The sequence below is a fragment of the Hymenobacter sp. B81 genome, assembly GCF_044628455.1.
In the GTDB taxonomy this organism is placed as follows: Bacteria; Bacteroidota; Bacteroidia; order Cytophagales; family Hymenobacteraceae; genus Solirubrum.
Genome location: NZ_JBIYZW010000002.1, coordinates 813,545 through 835,723, shown reverse-complemented (window position 1 = coordinate 835,723; position 22,179 = coordinate 813,545). Strand labels below are relative to the sequence as shown.

Below are 22,179 nucleotides of genomic sequence, written 5' to 3'. Positions count from 1 at the left end.
CGCCCCGGCCAGCAAGGCCGGGGCGCCGCTTCAGCGCGAAGCAGCCGGGCGTGCTTACGGCTTTTCGGGCAGCAGGGTGGCGTCGGGGTAGTTGCCGAGCACGGGCTGTCCCGGTTCGCCCTGGGTTACGGCTTCCACCAACAGCTTGCCGCCCACGAAAGCGCCCTTCCACGACTCGCCCAGCCCGCCGAACACTTCTTCCCGGTCGCCGCGCGAGCGAAGCTTGTTGATGCCCACCTTGAAGGCGCGGATTTCGCGGGCCGTGCGCTGGGCCCACTTCTCGTCGTCGGAGGCCAGGGCTGCTACCAGGGCACCGTTTGAGATGTTCATCTCGCCCACCAGCTCCTCCACGCGGTCGACCAGCACGATGGAGTCGATGGGGCCGAAGGGCTCCTTGAAGTACAGCTCGCTCTGGCGCGGCAGGTTCACCAGGGCCCGCGGGGCGCGGTAGGCCGAGCGGTCTTGCCCGGGCAGGAACAGCGCGTCGTCGAGCTGCCCCTCGAAGATGGGCGTAGCGCCGGTTTTGAGCGCGTCGGCGTAGAGGCGGTCGAGGTCTTCGGCCTGGGCGCGGTTGATGACGGGGCCGAAAGCCAGCTCGGGCAGCTTGTCGGCGGCGTTGTCGACCAGCGTGGGGTTGCCCACTTTCAGGCTGCGGGCGGCCTCCCAGTAGGTTTCCAGGAACTTCGGAAACAGGCTGCGCTGCACCACGAAGCGCACGTAGGCCGTGCAGCGCTGCTTGCCGTAGTCGTAGCCCTTCCTGAGCTGGTCGGCCAGGCTGTTCCAGTCGCTGTAGTCCCAGATGCCGTAGGTGTTCACGCCCTCCATTTCCAGCATGTAGCGCTTGTCGTGGGCAGCCAGGGCATCGGCAATGTTGCGGCCGTTGTAGCGCCCGCCCACGAAGCTCAGGCAGTCGATGGCCTCGTTCTTCACCAGCACGTCGCTCAGCTCGCCGCCGGCGCCGCTCACCAGCGTCACGGGCAGGCCGCAGCGGCGGGCCAGGGCAAAGGTGAAGCTCAGGGAGATAAAGCCGCCGTCGGTGGGCGTTTTGGCAATGACGGCGTTGCCGCACAACACCTGGGTGAGCACCGCGTGCAGCAGCACCGACATGGGGTAGTTCCACGAGGCGATGTTGCTCACGAGGCCCAGCGGCCGGCGCGTGCCCAGCATGTCCTCGATGTGGTCGACGTACCACTGCACGCCGTCGATGGCGCGGTCGATGTCGGTGAAGCCCAGCTTGTAGGTTTTGCCGATTTCCCAGATCAGCAGCTTGCCGGTCAGTTCTACGTGCTGGCGCAGCAAATCGAGACAGTCCTGCACGCGGCGGCGGCGCTCGTCCAGCTCCACGCCGGCCCAGTCGGCGGCTTCCTGCTTGGCGGCGCGCACGGCCCGCAGGGCGGTGGCGTGGTCGAGCATGGGCAGGGCACCCAGCTCCGAGCCATCGACCGGCGAGGTGAAGGGGCGCGGGGTGCCGGGCTCCTGCCAGCGGCCTTCCAGCAAGTTCAGAAAGCGGCCGTCTTCGGTCAGGATTTCCGGCGTAATCTGCTTGACCTGGGCCATGAGGCCCCCAAACTCCACCTGGGGCGAAACGATTTTAGGCATGAATCAGCGAATGAGAAACGAAAGAAAAAGCCCGCGGGCAGTACCCTGACCAGTCGCGGGCTAACTAAAACCTACCCGGCCGAAGCCGCCGCCACGCAGGCCAGCAGCTCCTGCACCAGGTCGGGTGAGCCGATGACCAGGGGGCAGCGCTGGTGAAAGTCGGTGGGCACCACGTCGAGCACGGCCTGGGTGCCGGTGGTGGCCTCGCCGCCGGCCTGCTCCATCAGGAAGGCCAGGGGGTAGCACTCGTAGAGCAGGCGCAGCTTGCCCTCGGTTTGGGCCGCGGTGGGCGGGTACAGGTAAATGCCGCCGGTGAGCAGGTTGCGGTGGTAGTCGGCCACCAACGAGCCGATGTAGCGGCCGGGCAGACCGCGGCGCTTGCAGCTTTCCAGGAAGGCACGCACGTAGGCCGGGTACTCGTACCAGTAGCCCTCGTTGCAGGAAAACGTGCGGCCGGCGGCCGGGATGCGCAGGTCGGGGTGCGAGAGGAAAAACTCGCCCAGGGAAGGCTCGTAGGTGAAGCCCGTGACGCCGTGGCCGGTGGTGTACACCAGCATGGTGCTCGAGCCGTAGAGCACGTAGCCCGCGGCCACCTGCCGGCGGCCGCCCTGCAGAAAGTCGGCCGCGGTGGCCTTGGAGCCCACCGGCGTTACGCGGCAGTAAATGGAAAACAGCGTGCCGATGGACACGTTCACGTCGATGTTCGACGAGCCGTCCAGCGGGTCCATGGCCACCACGTACTTGGCGTGGTCGTTGCCGGTGTAAATGAGGCCCTCCTCTTCTTCCGACAGCACCGCGCAGGCCTGGCCGCCGTTGCGCAGGGCCCGCACGAAGCGCACGTGGGCGGCCATGTCGAGGCGCTGCTGCTGCTCGCCCTGCACGTTCTGGCGGCTGAAGGCGCCGGTCACGTCCGAGAGGCCGGCGCGGTTGACTTCGCGGTTGATGATTTTGCCGGCCAGGGCAATGTCGCGCAGCAGCTGGGACAGCTCGCCGGTGGCAAAGGGAAACTCGGCCTGCTTGCGCATGATGTAGCGCTCCAGCGTGATGCCTACGGGCGAGGCAATAAGGTCTTCGTCGGGCGCGGTCATGGCGGGGCGTTTTTCGTTTTTGGTTATTTGTTGTTGGTTTCTGGTTGCTCGTTGTTGGTCACTCCCAACTGCCAACTGACAACCGGTAACTGACAACTGGCAACTCCCGCCTCAACTTTTGGGGTCGGCCTGCTTTTGCGACTGCCACGTGACCACCTGCCAGCCTTTCCTGGGGTCTTTGATCTGCACCACTACGTACTTGAAGCGGGCGCGGCTGGGCGCGGCGTCGGGCGTGGCGGGCAAGGTAGTAATGACGATGATACCGTTGACCACGGCGGCCCGCCCGTCGTTGTAGGCGCGCACGTGCAGGGCTTCCACGTCGATCCGGTCGTAGCGACTCTGCCCGTCGCGGATGCTTTGAATGTAGTCGGGCTTGCCGTTCTGCTTGCCGCTGCCGTGGATGTACACCAGGTCGTCGGCCAACACGCGCTCGAGCAGGGCGTAGTCCTTGCTGACCTGGGCCGCGAAGCGCTGCCGCTCCAGGGCTTCCATCTGCTGCTGGGCTGCCCGGTTTTTCTTGCTGACCGCCGTCTGCGCCCGCAGCCCGGAGGTGGTCGTGAGCACCAGCAAAAAAGCCAGCATCAGGAGTCGTTGCATGGGTTGAGTTGTCCGTTGGGAGTTGGCAGTTGTTAGTTGCCAGTTACGAGTTGTCCGTTGTTGGTGCTTAGTGCTTCACTTTGGGTTTTCGTGGCCTGGGGTTCGGCGCCGGAGGCAGCACCGGCTGCCAATCCGTTACCCCCGACCAGGCACCAGACACTGACAACTGCCAACTAACAATTGACTAGTCCAGCTCGATCTGCTTCATGCGCGGGGCCAGCAGGTGCATCAGGCCCCAGGCCAGCAGGTAGGCGCCGCCGCAAATCAGGAACATGATGAAGTAGGCTGTTTCGAGCTGGTTGATGCTTTCGTAGTACACAAACATGCGCTTCTGCACCAGGGCCGAGAGCAGGATGCCGCCCAGGCCGCCGGCCATGCCGCCGATACCCGTCACCGAAGCCACCGCGCGCTTGGGAAACATGTCCGACACGGTGGTGAAGATGTTGGCGCTCCAGGCCTGGTGGGCCGCCGCCGCAATGCCGATGACCAGCACCGCCAGCCACATGTTGATCTGGCCCAGCTGCTGGGCAAACACGATGGGCAGCACGCACAGGGCGATGAGCAGCATGGAGGTTTTGCGGGCGCGGAACGCCGGCCAGCCGTTGCGGATGAAGTTCAGCGGAATCCAGCCGCCGCCCACACTGCCCACGCTCGACAGGATGTACACCACCGCCACCGGCAGGGCCACGTCGGTACCTTTCAGGCCGTACTGCTTGTTGAGGAAGTCGGGCAGCCAGAACAGGTAAAACCACCAGATGGGGTCGGTCAGGAACTTGCCCAGCACGAAGGCCCAGGTTTGGCGGAAGCTCAGCAGCCGGAACCAGGAAACGCGCGGTTTGTCACTGGCGTCGTCGGCCTGACTTTCCGCGTCGCTGTGGATGTAGGCGTACTCGGCCTGACCCAGGCGGGCCTGCTTGGCGGGCACTTCGTAGTAGATAAACCAGAGCACCAGCCACACAAAGCCCAAAGCGCCGGTGATGATGAAGGCCCACTGCCAGCCCAGGGTTTCGGCAATGAAGGGCACCGAAAGCGGGGCAATGATGGCGCCCACGTTGGAGCCCGAGTTGAAAATGCCCGTGGCCAGCGCCCGCTCGCGCTGCGGAAACCACTCAGCCGTGGCCTTGATGGCCGCCGGGAAGTTGCCGGCTTCGGTCACGCCCAAAAAGGCGCGGGCCACGCTAAAGCCCAGCGTACCCGTCACAAAGGCGTGGCCAATGGCGGCCAGGCTCCACAGAAACGTGGCCAGGGCGTAGCCGATCTTAGTACCCAGCTTGTCGATGATGCGGCCCGCGCCCACCATGCCCAGCGAGTAGGCCACCTTGAAGGCAATTTCAATGTTGGCGTAGTCGCCCGCGTTCCACTTGAACTCGGTTTCGAGGTAGGGCTTGAGCAGGGAAATGACGGCCCGGTCGAGGTAGTTGACGGTGGTGGCAAAGAACACCAGCGAGCAGATGGTCCAGCGGTACTTGCCGATGTGCTCGGCGCTGAGCAGAGCCGGGCCGGCGGCGCGCTCCACCGAAGAGGGGGTGGTCGTGGGCATGGCGGCTAGGGCTTAACGGTGGCTACGAATTCGAGCAGCCCGGCAATGCGCCGGCTGAGCGCGGCGGGGTCGTCGGCGTTCTTGAACAGCTGGCTGCCCATGCCCACGCAGTTCACGCCGGCCCCAAACCACTCGCGCAGGCTCTCCACGGTGGGCTCGACGCCGCCCGTGACCATGATCTTGACCTGGGGCATGGGGCCGCGCACGGCCTTCACGTAGTCGGGGCCCACCACGCTGCCGGGGAAGATCTTCACGAGGGCCGCCCCCAGGCGGGTGGCGTGAAAAATCTCATTGAGCGTCATCACGCCCGGCACCCAGGCTACGTCGTGGTGGCGGCAGGTGGCGGCTACGTCGGCGGTGGTAATGGGCTGCACCACGAAGTCGGCGCCGGCCAGGATGAAGGCTTCCGCGTCCCGGGCGTTGTAAATGGTGCCAATGCCCAGCAGCAGCTCGGGGCACTGCTCGCGGGCGTAGCGCCGCAGCTGGCCGAACACCTCGAAGGCGTTGTCGCCGCGGTTGGTAAACTCAAACACCCGGATGCCGCCCGCGTAGCAGGCCGACAGCATGCGCTGGGCGTAGTCCACGTCGGCGTGGTAGAACACCGGAATAACCGGCGAGGCCAGCACGCGCTGCAGCACGTCGGCGGAGGAAATCTTCGGGTCGTATTGGGTGGCCGGGTTCATGGGGAAAGCGGGGTTGAAGGGTTAGCGGAGCAGGCGCCCGGAGGTGTTGCCCCGCACGATGTGGTCGACCTCAGCCGCGGTGGCCAGGTTCACGTCGCCGTGGATGGTGTGCTTGAGGGCCGAGGCCGCAGTGGCGAAGGCCAGGCACTCGGCGGCCGGCCGCTGCTGCACCGCTCCGTAGATAAAGCCGGCAATGAAGGCGTCGCCGCCGCCGATGCGGTCGACCACGGGCGTGAGGTCGTAGTAGCTGGTTTCCTGGTAGCCCTGCTCATCCACCAGCATGCCCTTGATGCGCTCGTGCGAGGCGCTCTGGGTTTTGCGCTTGGTGGCAATGACCTGCCTGATCTGCGGAAACTGCTGCCGCAGCTGCTCGGCCATGGAGGCAAAGCCGTTGGGGGCATCTGCCCGGGCCACGATGCCGAACAAATCTTCGGCATCGCCCTGGGAGCACACCACCACGTCGCAGCCGGCCGTCAGCTCGGGCATCACATCCTGGGCCCGCTGCCCGTACTGCCACAGGTTGCGGCGGTAGTTCACGTCGGCCGACACGGTGATGCCCAGCCGGCGGGCCGCCCGAATGGCGTCGCGCGTGGCCTGGGCCGCCCCGGCCGATACGGCGGCGGTGATGCCCGTCCAGTGCAGCCACTGCGCGTCCTTCAGAATGTCGTCCCAGTCGAAGGCCGCCGGGTCGAGCTTGGCAAAGGCCGAGTCGAACCGGTCGTAGACGATGCTGCTGGCCCGCAGCGAGGCGCCCACTTCCAGGAAGTACAACCCCAGGCGGGTGTTGGGGCTGAACACGGTGTGGCGCATGTCCACGCCCAGGCGGCGAAACTGCTGCACCGCGGCGCGGCCCAGCTGGTGGTCGGGAAAGCAGGTAACGTGGGCGGCGGGCGCGCCCAGGCAGGCCAGCGAGGCGGCCACGTTGGCGTCGCCGCCGCCGTAGGTGACTTCCAGCTGCGCGGCCTGCTCGAGGCGGTAGTTCAACGGCGGCGCGAGCCGCATCATGATTTCGCCAAACGTGACAATCTGCTTCATTCCGGGGGGCCAAGACGCCGGCGGGTACGCCGGGGCCGAGGGTTAAAGTGAACGGGGTCGACCAACAACTTCGGCAGGAAAAGCCGCGGGGCAATCGGTCAGGCCCAACAAAAACACCGGCATCGTTTGCGGGAACGTTGCCGACGGGGATGGTTTATGGTAATCGGTTATTGGTTTTTGGCCTGGGGCTGCTGATGCGGAACCAACAACCATAAACCACTCACCAAAAACCAACGAGCAACGACCTAGTGCGCGGCCACGGCCACCGGGCCGGGCTGGGCCACGGTGCGGAAGCCGAAGTACTGCTCGGCGTTGTGGAAGCAGATGTTCTGCACCGTGCGGCCCAGCAGCTCGATATCGGCCGGCAGCTCGCCGTTTTCCACGTCGCGGCCGAAGACGTTGCACAGTATGCGACGGAAGTACTCGTGGCGCGGGTACGAGAGGAAGCTGCGCGAATCGGTGAGCATGCCCACGAAGCGGCTCAGCAAACCCATGTTGGAAAGGGCGTTGATCTGCCGCTCCATGCCGTCTTTCTGGTCGAGAAACCACCAGCCCGAACCGAACTGCATCTTGCCCGCCACCGAGCCGTCCTGGAAGTTGCCGATCATGGTGGCGAACAGCTCGTTGTCGGCGGGGTTGAGGTTGTAGAGAATGGTCTTGGCCAGCTTGTCCTGGGTGTCGAGCCGGTCCAGAAACTTCGACAGCGCCGGGGCCTGCGCGAAGTCGCCGATGGAGTCCCAGCCGGTGTCGGGGCCGAGCTGGCGCAGCATGCGGGCGTTGTTGTTGCGCAGCGCGCCCAGGTGAAACTGCTGGGTCCAGCCTTTCTCCCAGTCCATTTCAGCCAGCAGCACCAGCACGGCCGACTTGAACTGCAGGATTTCCGCCGGCGCCAGCGCCTGCCCGCCCCGCACCTTGGCGAAGATGGCGTGGATTTCCGCGTCGGTGTAGTCAGCGGCGTACATCTGCTCCAGGCCGTGGTCGGAGAGGCGGCAGCCCAGGGCGGCAAAGTAGTCGTGGCGCACGCGCAGGGCGGTTTCCAGGTCGGGGAAGCTCACGATGTCGACCGCGGCGGCGGCGCCCAGCTTATCCAGGTAGGCGTTGTAGGCAGCCGGGTCTTCGGGCGACATGGCTTTGTCGGCGCGGAAGGTGGGCAGCACCTGCACGCCGAACGGATTGGCCGCAATAGCGCGGTGGTGCTCCAGCGAGTCGGCCGGGTCGTCGGTGGTGCAGAGGGTCTGCACGTTCATCTTCTTCAGCAGGTTCTGTACCGAGTACTCGGGCGTGCGCAGCAGCTGGGAGCAGTGGTCGTAGATGCGGCGGGCCGACTCCTTGCTGAGCAGCTCCGTCACGCCGAAGTAGCGCTGCAGCTCCAGGTGGGTCCAGTGGTAAAGCGGGTTGCGCAGGGTCTGGGGCACGGTTTCGGCCCACTTCTCAAACTTCTCCCAGTCCGAGGCGTCGCCGGTGATAAACCGCTCGTCTACCCCGTTGGTGCGCATGGCCCGCCACTTGTAATGGTCGCCGTAGAGCCAGATCTGCGTCAGGTTCTCAAACTGCTTATCCTCGGCAATCTGGTCGGGCAGCAGGTGGTTGTGGTAATCGATGATGGGCATGGGCTGCGCGTACTCGTGGTAGAGCACGCGCGCCGTTTCGGTTTGCAGCAGAAAGTCGGGGCCGAGGAAGGGCTTCATGGCTTGGTTTATCGTTTTTGGTTGTTGGTTTTTGGGCGATTAAGCGGGCGGTTGCGCGGTCTTTGTTTGGCCAAAAACCAACAACCAATCACCAAAAACCAGCCTACAGGCTCACGCCGCGCTTCCAGGGAATGAAGTCGGTCTGGCCGTGGCGCACGGCGGCCACTTCCTCGCCGCTGGCCACGCGGATGACGTACTCCAGAATCCGCTCGCCGGCCTGCTCAATGGTCTCCTCGCCATCGATGACGGTGCCGGTGTTCAGGTCGATGATGTCGGGCATGCGCCGGGCCAGCGGGGTGTTGGTGGCAATCTTCACCACCGGGGCAATGGGGTTGCCGGTGGGCGTGCCCAGGCCGGTGGTGAACAGCACCACGTTGGCGCCCGAACCGACTTCTGCCGTGGTCGATTCCACGTCGTTGCCGGGGGTGCAGAGCAGGTTCAGGCCGGGCTTGGTTACCGGCTCGGGGTAGTCCAGCACCGCCACCACCGGCGACGAGCCGCCCTTGCGGGCCGCGCCGGCCGACTTCATGGCGTCGGTAATCAGCCCGTCGCGGATGTTGCCGGGCGAGGGGTTCATGTCGAAGCCCGAGCCCACGGCTACGGCCGAGTCGCCGTAGGCCTTCATCAGGGAGCTGAAGCGCCGGGCCGTTTCCTCGTCCACCGAGCGGTCGACCAGCTCCTGCTCCACCCCGCACAGCTCGGGGAATTCGGCCAGAATAACCGAGCCGCCCAGGGCCACTACCAGGTCGGAGACGTGGCCCACGGCGGGGTTGGCCGAGATGCCCGAGAAGCCATCGGAGCCGCCGCACTCCAGCCCGATGCAAAGCTTGCTCAAGGGGGCCGGCTCGCGGTGCTGAGCGTTGGCCTGCATCAGGCCCGCAAACGTCTGGCGCAGGGCCGTGCTGATGAGGGCTTCCTCGGTGCCGATTTTCTGCTGCTCCAGGATGTAGAGCGGCTTGAGAAACTGCGGGCTGCGCTTGTTGATTTCGTCCTGCAGCATCGACACCTGCGCGTTCTGGCAGCCCAGGCTGAGCACCGTGGCGCCGGCCACGTTGGGGTGGGTGATGTAGCCGGCCAGCAGCCCGCACAGCGTCTGGGCATCCTGCCGAATGCCGCCGCAGCCGCCCTCGTGGGTGAGAAAGCGCACGCCATCCACGTTTGGAAACAGCCGCGGCTTGGCCTGCCCGTCGAGGGCCGTTTGCAAGTCGGCCTGCAGAATTTCCTCCACCGATTTGCCGGCCCGCATCAGCTGGATCAGCTCCTGGGTCTGGGGCTGGTAGCTTTTGCGGCGGCCGTAGCCCAGGTCGTCGACCAGGGCTTCTTCCAGCACTTGAATGTTGCGGTTTTCGCAGAATACCAAGGGAATTACCAACCAGTAGTTGGCGGTGCCCACGCGGCCGTCGGCGCGGTGAAAGCCCAGGAAGGTGCGCTCCTGCCACCGGCCCACGTCGGGCCGGGGCCAGTCGAGGCGGCGGGTGCCGGTCTGCTCAAACGAGTCGGTAGCGTGCTGGATGTTGGCCGTGGTGAGCAGGCCGCCCAGCGGAATCCGCTCGCGCACCTTGCCCACCAGCACCCCGTACATGTGCACCAGGTCGCCGGGCTCCAGGTCGCGGGTGGCTACTTTGTGCTTGGCCGGAATGGCCTGGGTGGTAGTAATCATACCGCCGTTCCAGGGCACGGGCGTACCCACGGGCAGGTCGGTGAGGGCGACCAGCACGTTGTCCTGGGGGTGAATCTGGGCTACGAGATGTTTCATTTGTCGAGAAAGACCTTTTCGTTGAGGTAGGCGCCCACCGTGGCGTACACACCCTGGGCCAGCATCTGCCGCAGGTAGGTGGCCACCTGCGCGGCGAAGCCCGGCAGCAGGGTCAGGTCGTGGCCCCACAGGGCGTGGCTTTGCAGCACAGTGCGGGTGAGTTCCTCGGGCTGCAGGCGCTGCCAGAGGTCGGCGAAGTAGCCGGCCTTGTCGTCCTGAATGGGGTAGGTTTCGCCGTTCGACTGCCCGTACCAGGTGCCGTTTTCCTCCTGCACGCCGCGCATGAACAGCAGGTAGGCCGCAAAGCCCAGGCTGATGTACTGGGGCACCACCACCAGCTGCTGGTAGTAGTGCAGCAGCGTGGGCACGTTGCGCATCTGCATCTTGGCCGAGTAGTTCATGGTAATCGACAGCCAGCGGTGGTCGATGTAGGGGTTGCGGAACCGGTCGAGCACCTGCCCGCCGAAGCGGTGGGCCAGCGTGGCGTCGACGGGGTAGGGAATGCCGGGCAGCAAATCGGCCAGCATCAGGTTGCTGATGAAGGCGGCCAGCGCGTCGTCTTCCATGGCGGCGCGCACCGTCTCGAAGCCGCTCAGGAAGGCCAGCCCGCAGCTGAGCGTGTGCGTGCCGTTGAGCAGGCGCAGCTTCAGCTCCCGAAACTCGTTGATGTCGGGCTGAATGATTACGCCTTCGTCGGCCTGGGCAAACGAGAGCACCCGGCGCACGTGCTCGTCGCCCTCGATGGCCCAGAGGCGGAACGACTCGGAGATGGTCAGCAGCTCGTCTTCGTAGCCCAGTTGCCCGGTCAGGGCGTTGCGCGTGGCCGCGTCGGGCCGGCCCGGCACGATGCGGTCGACCAGGGAGTTGCAGACCTGGTTGGCCGATTCGAGCCACTCCAGGAAGTCGGTGTCGAGGTCGTTGCGGTGGGCCAGCTCCAGCAGAATGCCTTCGAGCTTGCGGCCGTTGTCGGGCACCAGCTCGGTGGGCACAATCACCAGGCCCTTGGTTTTGTCGCCGCCAAAGGCCTGGTAGCGGGCGTAGAGAAAGGCCAGCAGCTTGCCGGGAAACGATACCGGCGGGCTTTGCCGGATGTCGTCGGCCACCAGCTGAATGCCCACTTCGGTGGTGTTGCTGATGACCACCGTCAGCTCGGGGTTGGCAGCGCACCGGAGAATTTCCGCCCACTGGCTTTTGGCCGACAGCACCCGGCTGATGGCCGCGCACACCACGTTTTCCTCGATGGTCTGCTCGTCTTCGACGCCGCGGATGCAGAGCGTGTACAGCCCGTCCTGGCGCTCGAAGGCCGAAATGTCGCCGCCGTCGGTGCTTTTCACCACCACGATGCGGCCGTTGAACAGGCCCTGGCGGTTGGCTTTGTCGATGAAGTAGTCGGGCAGGCCGCGCAGCAGCACGCCGGTGCCAAACTGCAGCACTTTTTCGGGCAAAGCCAGCAGCTGCGCGTCGGGCAGGCTGGCGGCCGGACTGGCAGCGGCCAGCGCGACGGTACGAGACAAGTAGCTCATGACAGGGTTCTTATAATCCGCTCTTTCCGTTCTCCCACTTTTTTTGCCACTTGGGATACTCCGTGGCTAATAGCTTGGCGGGCCAGGTGCCGGCGTAGGCGTAGCCGGCCCGTCGTTCGTTTTCGATGTCGGCCAAGGCGGCCTTTTTTTCACCGGCGCGCCCCACGTAAATGGGCTGGTTGGTGTCGAGGTCGTAGAAGCGCGCCCACAAGGTGGCGCCGGCCTCGGCCACAACTATCCTGTCCCGTCCTGTAGGCTGGCTGGGGTCCTGAATTTCTTTTATTGCGTAGCCCGGCATTTTCACCGCCTCGAGCCAGGCCACGGCGGCGGCAATGGCCGCGCGCACTTCGGGGCCGGGGTTTTCCACGCCCATCAGAAAGCGCACGATGCCCACGGTTTCCATGCCGCTGAGCGAAGGCAGCTCGAAGGCCCGGGCCTTGCAGGGCAGCAGGGTGCGGCGGTCGTGCTGGGCGCCCCAGGCCGTGAGGCGGCCGCGCTGCACGTACTGGGTGCGCAGCATGCACTGCACGCCGCGCGCCACGGCCTGCTTGGCCGGCTCCACCAGGGTGTGGTCGAGCAGGGCAAAGTCGCCCTGCTTGCCGGCCACCTCGCGCAGCACCTGCAGGGCGCGCACCATCGCGTCGTCGTTGTAGGTAATCTGCCCGCGGTAGCCGCTGCTGTCGGGGTAGAACTGCGGGAAGCCGCCGCTTTTGAGCTGCATCTGCAGCAGGTAGCGCACCCCGCGCTCGGCGGCCTGGCGGTAGGCCGGGTTGCTGGTGCGCTTGAAGGCTTCCGTCAGGTAGCGGATTTCGCGGGTGGTGGCGTTGTTGTCGATGGTGGCGTCGCGGCGCCCGGCATCGGCGCGGGTGGCGGCGCGCTGGGCCCGGCTCAGCGGCTGCTCGTAGTTCACCTTCACCTCGCCCACGGCCTTGGGCCAGCCGCCGATGGCGCGCTGAAACACCAGCATGTGCTCGGCCACGCTGTCGAGGGCCACGGCTACCCGAGCCAGGGGCGTGCCGGCCGGGGCCTCGGGGTTCCAGCGCCCGCCGAAGGTCCAGGCGGCGGTAATCTGCCGGGCCTGCGGGGCACCCTCGGCCGAAGCCAGGTTGTCCTGCATCCAGGCGAAGTTGCCGCCCTTGCGGCGCGCCTTGGCGTAGTACACGCGGCGGCCCCAGGCGGGCGTGCCCGGACCTGAGGGGGCGTGGTAGATGTCGGCGTCGGCCATGTTGCGCGGGAAGCGGCAGCCCACCAGGTAAAACTGCGACTCGCGGTGGTAGCGACCGAGCTTGAACTGGTCTTCGCCCTCGAACGAGCAGTTCTTGAGCACCGTCTTGGAGTCGCGGTGGCCCGAGCCGTCGTGCCAGATGGCGGCCGAGCGGTTGTGGCAGATGAAGCGCACGTTTTCGGCGTAGGCCCAGCCGCGCGGGCAGTAGAAGTCTACCCCGCCCTCCATGGTGCAGTCCTTGAAGTAGTACATGCCGCCCTCGGTATCCCAGGGGCTCACCGTGTCGCCGCCCAGGGCGCGGAAGGTGCAGCGGCGCACCATCAGGCGGGTGGTGCCGGCGAAGGTGCGCAGGGCCATCTGGTGGCCGGTTTTGCTGACCACCTTCTGCCCCCGCGGGTCACTGGGGCAAGGCAGGGTCTGGTCGCCCGCGGCCTCGAAGCCGTAGCTGTTGACTACCGTCAGGTTTTCCAGGGTGATGTCGGGGGCGTTGCGTAGGTTCACGGTGGCCACGCCCCAGTCGTCGGTGTTGCCGGCGCAGCGGGCCGCGTCGCGGGCCAGGGCGAAGGTCACCACGGTGCCTTTCTCGCTTTCGCCGCGCAGGGTAATGTGGTTTTTGCCGTCGATGAACAGCTGCTCGCGGTAGGTGCCTTTCCTGATCAGGATGATGCGCGGCCGGTCGGCGTGGTCGGGCAACGAGGCAATAGCGGCCTGGATGGTCCGGAACTCGCCCGAACCATCCGCCGCTACGCTCACCTGCTGGGCATTCACGGAGGAAGCATTTCCCCAAATCCCCACCGTGAGCAGGAGAGCGACCTTCTTAAACCACTTCCACTTCATCATCTGCACTATCAGCTGGTGCGCCCGAAAAAGGCGCGCTATACAAAGTCTTCGCGCATGGGCGTGAACACGTCAATTAGCTCGCCGGCCTGCCGGCACACTACCCCGTGCCACTCATTGGCGGGCACGTGAAAGGTGTCGCCGCCGCGCAGCTCGCGGGTTTCCTCACCGATGCTGACCGCGAACACTCCGCTGGCCACGTAGCAGGCCTGGGTGTGCGGGTGCTGGTGGCGGGTTCCCACGGCGCCGGCCTCGAAGGCCACCTTCACCATCATCAGGGCCGCGTCGTAGGTCAGCACCTGGCGGCGCACGCCGGGGGCCACGGTTTCCCAGGGCCGGTCGGGGCCCTGGGAAAACCAGTGGGAAGCAGAAGCCGTGGGCATGGGGCTAGTAACCGAAGTTCTGTTGGATGTTGCGGTTCACGTCGACCGAGCCGGCCGGGTAGGGCAGCAGCTCCTTGCCGCGGCCGGGCTGGTACTCGGCGGCCACGCCGCTGCCGTTGCTGGTCAGGCGCTGGGTGCCGAAGGTTTCGCTGGTGCCGTTGGGTTTGGTGTTGAGCACGTAGGCGTTGTTCACGGCCTGGCGCCAGTTGATCAGCGTAGTGCCGCTGGGCCGCGAGGCCGGGCTGGGGCGGTAGAACGAGCGCGCCCACTGAATTTTGCCGCTCACCACGCGGTAGTACATCACGCGCGGCACCTTGCTGTACACGCCGGTGCTGTCGCGCAGGTCGCGGATCTGGGCTTTCACCTCGTTGAGCTTGGCTTCGAGCAGGTTCCAGCGCAGCAAATCAAACTTGCGGATGCCCTCGCCGCCGAACTCCAGGAACCGCTCTTGCACAATGGCGTTGAACATGTCGGCCTTGCTGCCGGTGGCGCCCAGCGTAGCCGCGGCGCGGGCCGAGTTGCCGCCGAAGCCGCGGGTGCGCACTTCCATCAGGGCGCTCAGAGCAGCTGCGGTGGGGCCGTTCACTTCGTTCTCGGCCTCGGCAAACATCAGCAGCACGTCGGCGAAGCGGATGATGGGCCAGCTGTAGCCCAGGTAGTTGCTGGTGCCGGGCAGGGCCGGGGTACGCCAGTCGCGTCGGAACTTGCCGTCGTAGATGCTGATGAGCGTGGTGGCCGCCTGGTTGTTGTTGGCCGCAATGGTGTAGGGCGCCAGGGTGATGTCGCGGCGCACGTCCAGCGAGTCGAAAGCGTAGAAGTAAGTGGGCGTGGCCGTGACGGCGCCCTGGGTGGTGCCGTAGGTGGTCGAGTTGTTCAGGCGCGGGCCGTTGTAGTAGCCCAGCTTGCTGTCCGAGAGGGCCGTGCTGCCGCCCATGCCTACCTCGAAGATGATTTCGTTGGCCGACTCACGGCGCAGTTCGTTGATGCTCTTGAAGGTTTCGGCGAAGCTCGGGTTCAGGTTATGCTCGCCGCGGTGGGCCATCAGCTCCAGGCATTCCTGCCGGGCAATTTCGTAGTAGGTCAGGTAGTCGCTGGGGCGCTCCATCTGGCCGGTGCGCGGGTTGGCCGACCAGCCGCCGCGGGCCAAAGCCAGGCGGGCGCGCAGGGCTTTCACGGCCCCCTTGGTAATCCGTTCGCTGTTGGTGCCGGCGGCGCTGCGCCAGGGCACCAGCTTGGCGGCCGTGGCCAGGTCGGCCAGCAGCCGCTCGTAGGTGGCGTGGCGGGGCGCGTTGCCGGGGTTCAGGTTGTTTTCCAGGGCCAGCAGCGCGGCCGGCTCCCACTGGGTGGGCACGTCGCCCCAGTTCCGAATCAGCTCGTGGTAGAACTGGGCGCGCAGCGTCAGGGCCTCGCCGTGCAGGCGGTGCAGAGTGGCCGTGTCGGCAGGCGTGCCGCCGTTGTAGAGGGCCATGCGCGGAATGTTGTAGATGCACACGTTGGCGCGCTCAATGCCCTGGTAGAGGTTATTGAACGGGTTGGTGATGTCGCCGTTGGTGGGCAGGGCGCGGTAGCGGCCAATGCCGCGGCGGCCCGAGTCGAAGGTGCCGCTGCTGCCCTGCATCTCGTCCGTGTCGTAGGGGAAATACAGGCTGATGCGGATGCCGTAGGTTTGGTCGCCCGAGAGCAGGTCGTAGGCGCCGAGCACGGCCGTGGTGGCGCCGGCCGCCGTGCCGAACACGTCTTCGGTGGTGGAGTAGGCGTCGGGGGTTACTTCCAGGAAGTTCTCGCAGGAGGAGAGGGTGCCGGCCAGGCCGGCGACGGTGGCCGTGGCCCACACAGCCCGGCGAAGTGCATTGCGTTTCATATGCGGAGGAAAGCTGGGTGGGTTACAGGGAAAGGTTCACGCCGAACAGGAAGGCGCGGCTGCGCGGGTAGGCGGCGTAGTCGACGCCGGGCGTGAGCGGGGAGCCGCGGCGGGTGTTGGCCTCGGGGTCGTAGCCGGTGTACTTGGTGAAGGTGTACACGTTGTTGGCCGTGGCGTAGAAGCGCACCTGGGTCATCTTCACCCGGGCAATCAGCGCCTTGGGCAGCGAGTAGCCCAGGGTGAGGTTGTTGATGCGCAGGAACGAGCCGTCTTCGATGGCCCAGGAGTGCAGGAACAGCTGGCGGGTAGGCTGCCAGATGCGCGCGTTCTGGTTGGCGGCGCGGGCCGCTTCGGCGTTGGCGAAGCGCTGGCCGTTGGCGTCGAGGGTGCGCCACCGCTCGTTCATCACGTCGAGCATGTTGCTCACCGGGTTGATGGCCGAGGTAAACTCAATCTTGTTGGCGTTGTACACGTCGTTGCCCACCACCCAGTTCAGGAAGATGCTCGCGTCGAAGCCCTTGTAGGCAAACTGCTGGTTGAGGCCGCCCACAAACTTGGGATTGGCGTTGCCGATGACGGTGCGGTCGGCGTCGGTTACGGCGCCGTCGCCGTTCACGTCCTTGAGCTTGATGACGCCCGGCTCGAGGCGCGGCGCGCCCACAATGTTCAGGTTCGATACCAGCCCGGTTTTGGGCACCCAGGTGTTGGTGGCGGGGTTGTAGCTCTCGAAGTCGTCGACGGTGTAGAAGCCCTGGCGGCCGTTGTCGAAGTCGGTCACGTAGCCGTACATCAACCCCACCGGGTCGCCCACCCGCGCCAGGTAGTCCTGGGCAATGTTGTTGGTGCCGGCCCAGCCCGACGAGATGCCCGTGATTTCGTTGATCGGGCCCAGGCTTTCAATTTTGCCGCGGTTAAACGAGGTGTTGGCCGAGGCCGTCCAGGTAAAGTCGGTGGTTTGCAGCACGGTGCCGCTGAGCTGCAGCTCCAGGCCGCGGTTGCTGGTCGAGCCCACGTTCTGCAGCTGGCGCAAAAAGCCCGAGGTGGGCGACACCGGAACGTTCACCAGCAGGTCGCGGGTGGTGTTGTAGTACACGTCGGCGGTGAACTGCAGGCGGTTCTGGAACATGCCCAGATCCACGCCCAGGTTGCGCGAGACGGTGGTTTCCCACTTCAGGAAGGGGTTGGGCAGCACGTCGGCCACGGTGGCGCCGTAGCGCACGTGGTTGAGGTAGTACTCGCTGCCGCCCACCTGAAAGAGTTGCTCGCCCAGGAAGTCGGCAATGCGGTTGTTGCCGGCCAGGCCGTAGCTCAGGCGCAGCTTCAGGTCCGAAATAACGGCCACCGGCTTCAGGAAGTCTTCCTGCGAGATGCGCCAGGCCAGCGAGCCGGCCGGGAAGTAGCCCCACTGGTTGCCGGGCCGGAACTTCGACGAGCCGTCGGCGCGGAAGGTGAACGTGGCCAGGTACTTGTCGGCCAGCGCGTAGTTGAGGCGGCCGAAGCCCGAGAGCAGGGTGGACTTGCTGGGCTGCCCGGTGCTGGGCAGCACCGGCTGCGCGCTCACGCCGGGGGGCAGCACGCCCTGGTTGATGTTGGCAATGGCGCGCTCGGGCGTGATGTTCAGGGGCAGAAAGTTCGTCTGGATGTACTGCGTGGTGCTGTTCTGCTGGTACACCTCCTGGCCCAGCAGCGCGTCGAAGCGGTGCAGGCCCTTCTCCAGCGAGTAGGTCAGCACGTTCGAGTTGTTGAAGGTGGTTTGCAGGCCCGTGGTGAGCGAGGCAAACGGCAGGTTCTGGAAGCCGCCGGCGGGCTGGCGGATGGTGGGCGAGTAGCGCCCGTTGAAGGTTTCCACCCGCTGGTCGTTCAAATCGACGCCGGCCGTGGAGCGCAGCACCAGGTTTTTGCGGAAGCTGAAGCTGGCGTTGCCGGCCAGGTTCAGGGTGCGGCGCCGGTCGCGGCGGTACTCGCTGTCGATGGCCAGCACCGGGTTTACCAGGCTGGAGTTGGTGTAGAATTCCTCGTCGAACACGTTCGGGTCGAAGGCGCCCGGGAAGGGCACGGTCAGGGGCTGAAACTGCACCGCGTTGCGCAGGCGCGAGGTCACCGACGAGCCGGCCGTGGACGTGCCCGCGCCGTTGGACACCTGGTTGTTGAAGCGGGTGTTGAAGCCGAAGCGGAACTTCTCGCTCACGGTGTTGTCGAAGCGGAAGTTGATCAGCTGGCGGCTGTAGTCGGAGCCGCGCTGAATGCCCTGCTCCTCGTTGTCGGTCAGGCTCAGGGCAAACGTCGAGCCCTTGGTGCCGCCGCTCAGCGAGAGGTTATGGGTTTGCTGAAACGCGTCGCGGCCGAACACGCGGTCCTGCCAGTCGATAAAGGGCGCGTTGCGGCTGGCGTTGAGCGTGTCGCCGCCGAAGTTGCGAGTGCTGAACACGTCCTCGAAGGTTTCCAGGCCGCCGTTGCCGCCCGCGCCGATGTTGGCGGCGCGCTCGTACTGGTAGTTCACGTAGTCGGCGGGCTGCATCAGATCCAGCTTGCGGGCCAGGCGACGGAAGCCGGCAAAGCCGTTGTAGCTGATGACGGTTTTGCCCTCGCGGCCGCCCTTGGTGGTGATGATGACCACGCCGTTGGCGCCGCGGGCCCCGTAAATGGCCGTGGCCGAAGCGTCCTTGAGCACGTCGACCGAGGCAATATCCTGGGGCGAAATCACCGACAGCGCGTTTTCCACCTGAATGCCGTCGACCACGTACAGCGGCGAGTTGTCCTGGGTAACCGAACCGCCGCCGCGCACCCGGATCTGCACGTTCTGGTTGCCGGGCGTGCCCTCGGCCGAAGTCAGCTGCACGCCGGCCAGGCGGCCGGTCAGTGCCTCGGCGGCCGAGTTCACCGGAATGTCCTTGATCTGCTGGGCGTTTACCGACGACACCGAGCCGGTCACGTCGCGGCGCTGCACCTCCTGGTAGCCGATAACGACCACGTCGCTGAGAGTCTTGGCGTCTTCCTTCAGGCTCACGTTCACCTCGCTGCGGCCGCTCACGGCCACGTCCTGCGGCTCGAAGCCGATGGAGCTGATGCGCAGCGTGACCTCGCCGGCCGGCACGTTCAGGCGGAAGCGCCCGTCGGGGTCGGTGGTGGCGCCAATGGTAGTTCCCTTCACCACGACCGTCACGCCGGGCAATGGTTCCGATTTGTCGGCGGAGCGCACGGTGCCTTGCACCGGGCGCTGCTCCTGCGCCGAAGCTACCAGCGAGATGCTGGCCAGCGGCAGAAGCAGTAGTAAGGGTCGTTTCATGTGGGAAGGGGGTTGTGGTGTGGGAATCCTGAAGGGGGAGGAAGAAGCGGCGCGCTAGCGCAGCTGGGCAATGCCCACCGCGTCCATGTCGGTGTATTCGCGGTTTTCGCCGGCCATGCCCCAGATGAAGGCGTAGCTGCTGGTGCCGCAGCCGCTGTGCACCGACCAGGGCGGCGAGAGAATGGCCTGCTCGTTGGCCACCCACAGCGGGCGGGTTTCGGTGGGCTCGCCCATCAGGTGCAGCACGCGGTGCTCGGCGGGCAGGTTGAAGTACAGGTAGGCCTCCATGCGCCGGTCGTGGGTGTGGGCGGGCATGGTGTTCCACACGCTGCCGGGCTGCAGCTGCGTCAGGCCCATCACCAGCTGGCAGCTCTGAATGCCCTCCGAGTAGATGTACTTGTAGATGGTGCGGCGGTTGGCCGTTTCCAGGGCGCCCATCTCCACCGGCGTGGCCTCGGCCTGGGTGCGCAGCGTGGTGGGGTGGGCGTGGTGGGCCGGGGCGCTGAGCAGGTAGTAGCGCGCGCCTTCGCCGGCAAACTCCACCGCTTGCGCGCCGCGGCCCACGTACAGGCAGTCCTGGTGGCCCAGCTCGTACACCGCGCCGTCGACGGTCACCTGACCGGCCGTGCCCACGTTCAGGATGCCCAGCTCGCGGCGCTCGAGGAAGTACTCGGCTTTGAGGCTGGCGGGATTGGGCAAGCTCAGCGGCGCCGCGCCGGGCGTGGCGCCGCCCACAATCATGCGGTCGTAGTGGGTGTACACCAGCTCGATCTGGCCGGGCACAAATACCTGCTCAATGAGAAAATGCTCCCGCAGCTGGGCGGTGTTCATCTGGGCGGTTTCGCGCGGGCTGCTGGCGTATCGTTGAAGCATGAGGTCTTGTTCGTTTTTTCGTGGTTGGTTTTTGGTTGTCGTCTCTGGCTGCCGGCCATCCGCAGGACCTGGCAACTGTCAACTCGCAACTGGCAACTGATAACTGCCAGCTACCGCCCCATCCAGCCGCCGTCGACGGTGAGGATGGTGCCGTGCACGTAGTCGGCCGCGGCCGAGGCCAGGAACACGGTGGGGCCTTTGAAGTCGTCGGGACGGCCCCAGCGGCCAGCCGGAATGCGCGCCAGGATGCTTTGGGAGCGGTCGGGGTCGTTGCGCAGGGCCTCGGTGTTGTCGGTGGCGATGTAGCCGGGGGCAATGGCGTTGACGTTGACGCCGCGGCCGGCCCACTCGTTGGCCAGGGCCTTCACCAGGCTGCCGATGGCGCCCTTGCTGGCCGCGTAGCCCGGCACCGTCACGCCGCCCTGAAAGGTGAGCAGCGAGGCGGTGAAGATGATTTTGCCCGCGCCCTGCGCGAGCATGCGGCCGCCGATGGCACGGGCCAGCCGGAACGGGGCGTCGAGGTTGATGGTGAGCACCTCGTCCCAGTAGGCGTCGGAGTGCTCGGCGGCGGGCTGGCGGCGGATGGTGCCCGCGTTGTTGATCAGGATGTCGATGCGCGGAAAGTCCTGCTGCACCCGCTCGATAAAGGCATCGACCTGGGCGCGCTGGCTGAAGTCGGCCTGGTAGGCCGTAAACGCGCGGCCCAGGGCCCGCACCCGCTGCTCGGTGTCGCTGCCGCTCAGCGCCAGGGAGGCCGACACGCCGATGATGTCCGCCCCGGCTTCGGCCAAACCCAGGGCCATTGCCTGGCCAATGCCTTTATTGCAGCCCGTAACCAGGGCGACCTTGCCGGTCAGACTAAACGAGGTGGGGTGGCTCATGGGCAAAACGGAGGACGGGGTTTGGTAACTTTCCGGTAAAACCCCGGGATTTTTGGTAGACTTGACCCGGGCTGAGGTTTGTTAAATTTCATAGCCCGGGCCACAAACCAACGAGTAGCACAATCTTTATTTGTGCAATCGTTATCGGGAACGTTGCCACCGGGCCGAAATGCTTGATTTCAAGCGTTTGTTGGTTGTCGATTCCGAAAAATCCGTCCTGCACCCACCTGCCAAAGCGCCCCTGCTCCTACCACCTTCAATTGCACTCAACTAAGCTTTCCGCTCTTGGATACCGTCACCATCAAAGACATTGCCCGCGCCCTGAACCTGTCGACCTCCACCGTGTCGCGGGCGTTGCGGGGCAGCTACGAGATTAACCCCGAGACCAAGCGGCTGGTGATGGAGTACGCCGAGCGGCTCAATTACCGCCCCAACCCCATTGCCCTGAGTTTGAAGGGCAGCAGCAGCCGCGCCATCGGCGTGATTGTGCCGCAGATTGCCAACTACTTTTTCTCGCAGGCCATCAACGGCATCGAGGCCATTGCCTACAACCGCGGCTACCACGTCATCATCTTCCAGACCCACGAGTCGTACGAGCGCGAAGTGGCCAACGTGCAGCAGGCCGCGGCCCGCAAGGTCGACGGGCTGCTGATTTCGCTTTCGAGCGAAACCTCCGACGTGAGCCACCTGAAGGAAATGCAGCAGAAAAACCTGCCGCTGGTGCTGTTCGACCGCGTGTCGGACGAGCTAGAAGCCACGCAGGTGGTGGCCGACAACTTCGGCGGGGCCTTCGCCGCCACCGAGCACCTCATTCAGCAGGGCCGCCGCCGCATTGCCCACCTCACCATTCCGCCCTGGCTCAGCATCACGCAGGAGCGCCTGGCCGGCTACCGCGCCGCCCTCGAAAAATACGGCCTGCCCTTCGACGATAACCTGGTGCGCTACGGCACCTTCGGCCCCGACGAGGCCGGGCAGATGGTGGACAGCCTGATGGCCCTGGAGCCGCGCCCCGACGCCTTCTTCACCGCCTCCGACCGGCTGGCCCTGGGCTGCCTGGCCGCCCTGCAGCAGCGCCACGTAGCCATTCCCGAAGAGGTGTCGCTGATCGGCTTCACCAACCTGAACGTGGCCGATCTGCTGTCCCCCTCGCTGAGCACCGTGGTGCAGCCGGCCCAGGAAATCGGGCAGGTGGCTGCCGAGCGCCTCATCGAGCTCATTGAGCGCAAGCAGCGCGCTACTCCCATCGGCACCGTGCGCATTCCCACCGAAATGGTCATCCGCGAATCCACGCGACGGTAGTTGGTTTTTCGTTTTTGGTTGTTGG

General features: G+C 65.7%; 16 protein-coding genes. 1 reads left to right on the top strand and 15 read right to left on the bottom strand.

The annotated features are described in order from the left end of the window. Window positions 1-54 precede the first annotated feature (54 nt). The 15 genes from ACE191_RS14765 to kduD form a co-directional block, all read right to left on the bottom strand. Window positions 55-1,599: an aldehyde dehydrogenase family protein gene (locus ACE191_RS14765; protein ID WP_400193004.1), complete on the bottom strand. Its 1,545-nt coding sequence runs from the start codon at window positions 1,597-1,599 to the stop codon at window positions 55-57. Window positions 1,600-1,670: 71 nt separating this feature from the next. Continuing rightward, complete coding sequence (fbp, locus tag ACE191_RS14760) at window positions 1,671-2,687, bottom strand: class 1 fructose-bisphosphatase (protein ID WP_400193003.1); 1,017 nt, start codon at window positions 2,685-2,687, stop codon at window positions 1,671-1,673. A gap of 111 nt (window positions 2,688-2,798) precedes the next feature. Continuing rightward, on the bottom strand, window positions 2,799-3,284 hold the full coding sequence (locus ACE191_RS14755) for a nuclear transport factor 2 family protein (RefSeq protein WP_400193002.1): 486 nt from the start codon (window positions 3,282-3,284) through the stop codon (window positions 2,799-2,801). Between the two features lie 184 nt (window positions 3,285-3,468). Next, on the bottom strand, window positions 3,469-4,824 hold the full coding sequence (locus ACE191_RS14750; protein ID WP_400193001.1) for an MFS transporter: 1,356 nt from the start codon (window positions 4,822-4,824) through the stop codon (window positions 3,469-3,471). 5 nt (window positions 4,825-4,829) lie between these two features. Further along, complete coding sequence (locus ACE191_RS14745; protein WP_400193000.1) at window positions 4,830-5,507, bottom strand: bifunctional 4-hydroxy-2-oxoglutarate aldolase/2-dehydro-3-deoxy-phosphogluconate aldolase; 678 nt, start codon at window positions 5,505-5,507, stop codon at window positions 4,830-4,832. A gap of 21 nt (window positions 5,508-5,528) precedes the next feature. Further along, the gene (locus tag ACE191_RS14740) at window positions 5,529-6,542 is read right to left on the bottom strand and encodes a PfkB family carbohydrate kinase (protein ID WP_400192999.1); all 1,014 of its coding nucleotides are present in this window, start codon (window positions 6,540-6,542) and stop codon (window positions 5,529-5,531) included. Between the two features lie 245 nt (window positions 6,543-6,787). Next, entirely contained in the window at window positions 6,788-8,230 is a 1,443-nt protein-coding gene (uxaC, locus tag ACE191_RS14735) for a glucuronate isomerase (RefSeq protein ID WP_400192998.1), read from the bottom strand. Window positions 8,231-8,333: 103 nt separating this feature from the next. Next, window positions 8,334-9,986: a UxaA family hydrolase gene (locus tag ACE191_RS14730; RefSeq protein ID WP_400192997.1), complete on the bottom strand. Its 1,653-nt coding sequence runs from the start codon at window positions 9,984-9,986 to the stop codon at window positions 8,334-8,336. Beyond that, window positions 9,983-11,509, bottom strand: a complete 1,527-nt coding sequence (locus ACE191_RS14725) for a tagaturonate reductase (protein WP_400192996.1) — start codon at window positions 11,507-11,509, stop codon at window positions 9,983-9,985. Before ACE191_RS14725 ends, ACE191_RS14730 begins: the two co-directional genes overlap by 4 nt. Before the next feature lie 10 nt (window positions 11,510-11,519). Further along, window positions 11,520-13,574, bottom strand: coding sequence for a pectate lyase (gene pelA / locus ACE191_RS14720; RefSeq protein ID WP_400192995.1), 2,055 nt, complete (start codon window positions 13,572-13,574; stop codon window positions 11,520-11,522). Between the two features lie 35 nt (window positions 13,575-13,609). After that, a complete protein-coding gene (locus tag ACE191_RS14715; protein ID WP_400192994.1) occupies window positions 13,610-13,954 on the bottom strand; it encodes a cupin domain-containing protein in 345 nt (114 codons plus the stop codon). Between the two features lie 4 nt (window positions 13,955-13,958). Further along, window positions 13,959-15,815 carry a RagB/SusD family nutrient uptake outer membrane protein gene (locus ACE191_RS14710; RefSeq protein ID WP_400192993.1) on the bottom strand — a complete coding sequence of 619 codons (1,857 nt, stop codon included), beginning with the start codon at window positions 15,813-15,815 and terminating at the stop codon, window positions 13,959-13,961. Between the two features lie 22 nt (window positions 15,816-15,837). Further along, window positions 15,838-19,101 carry a SusC/RagA family TonB-linked outer membrane protein gene (locus tag ACE191_RS14705; protein WP_400192992.1) on the bottom strand — a complete coding sequence of 1,088 codons (3,264 nt, stop codon included), beginning with the start codon at window positions 19,099-19,101 and terminating at the stop codon, window positions 15,838-15,840. A gap of 54 nt (window positions 19,102-19,155) precedes the next feature. Next, window positions 19,156-19,974, bottom strand: coding sequence for a 5-dehydro-4-deoxy-D-glucuronate isomerase (kduI, locus tag ACE191_RS14700; RefSeq protein ID WP_400192991.1), 819 nt, complete (start codon window positions 19,972-19,974; stop codon window positions 19,156-19,158). Window positions 19,975-20,084: 110 nt separating this feature from the next. Then, window positions 20,085-20,855 carry a 2-dehydro-3-deoxy-D-gluconate 5-dehydrogenase KduD gene (kduD, locus tag ACE191_RS14695; RefSeq protein WP_400192990.1) on the bottom strand — a complete coding sequence of 257 codons (771 nt, stop codon included), beginning with the start codon at window positions 20,853-20,855 and terminating at the stop codon, window positions 20,085-20,087. A 285-nt stretch (window positions 20,856-21,140) separates the two neighbouring features. On the opposite strand from kduD, the gene ACE191_RS14690 reads away from it, so the two are divergent. After that, window positions 21,141-22,154, top strand: coding sequence for a LacI family DNA-binding transcriptional regulator (locus tag ACE191_RS14690; protein WP_400192989.1), 1,014 nt, complete (start codon window positions 21,141-21,143; stop codon window positions 22,152-22,154). Window positions 22,155-22,179 lie beyond the last annotated feature (25 nt).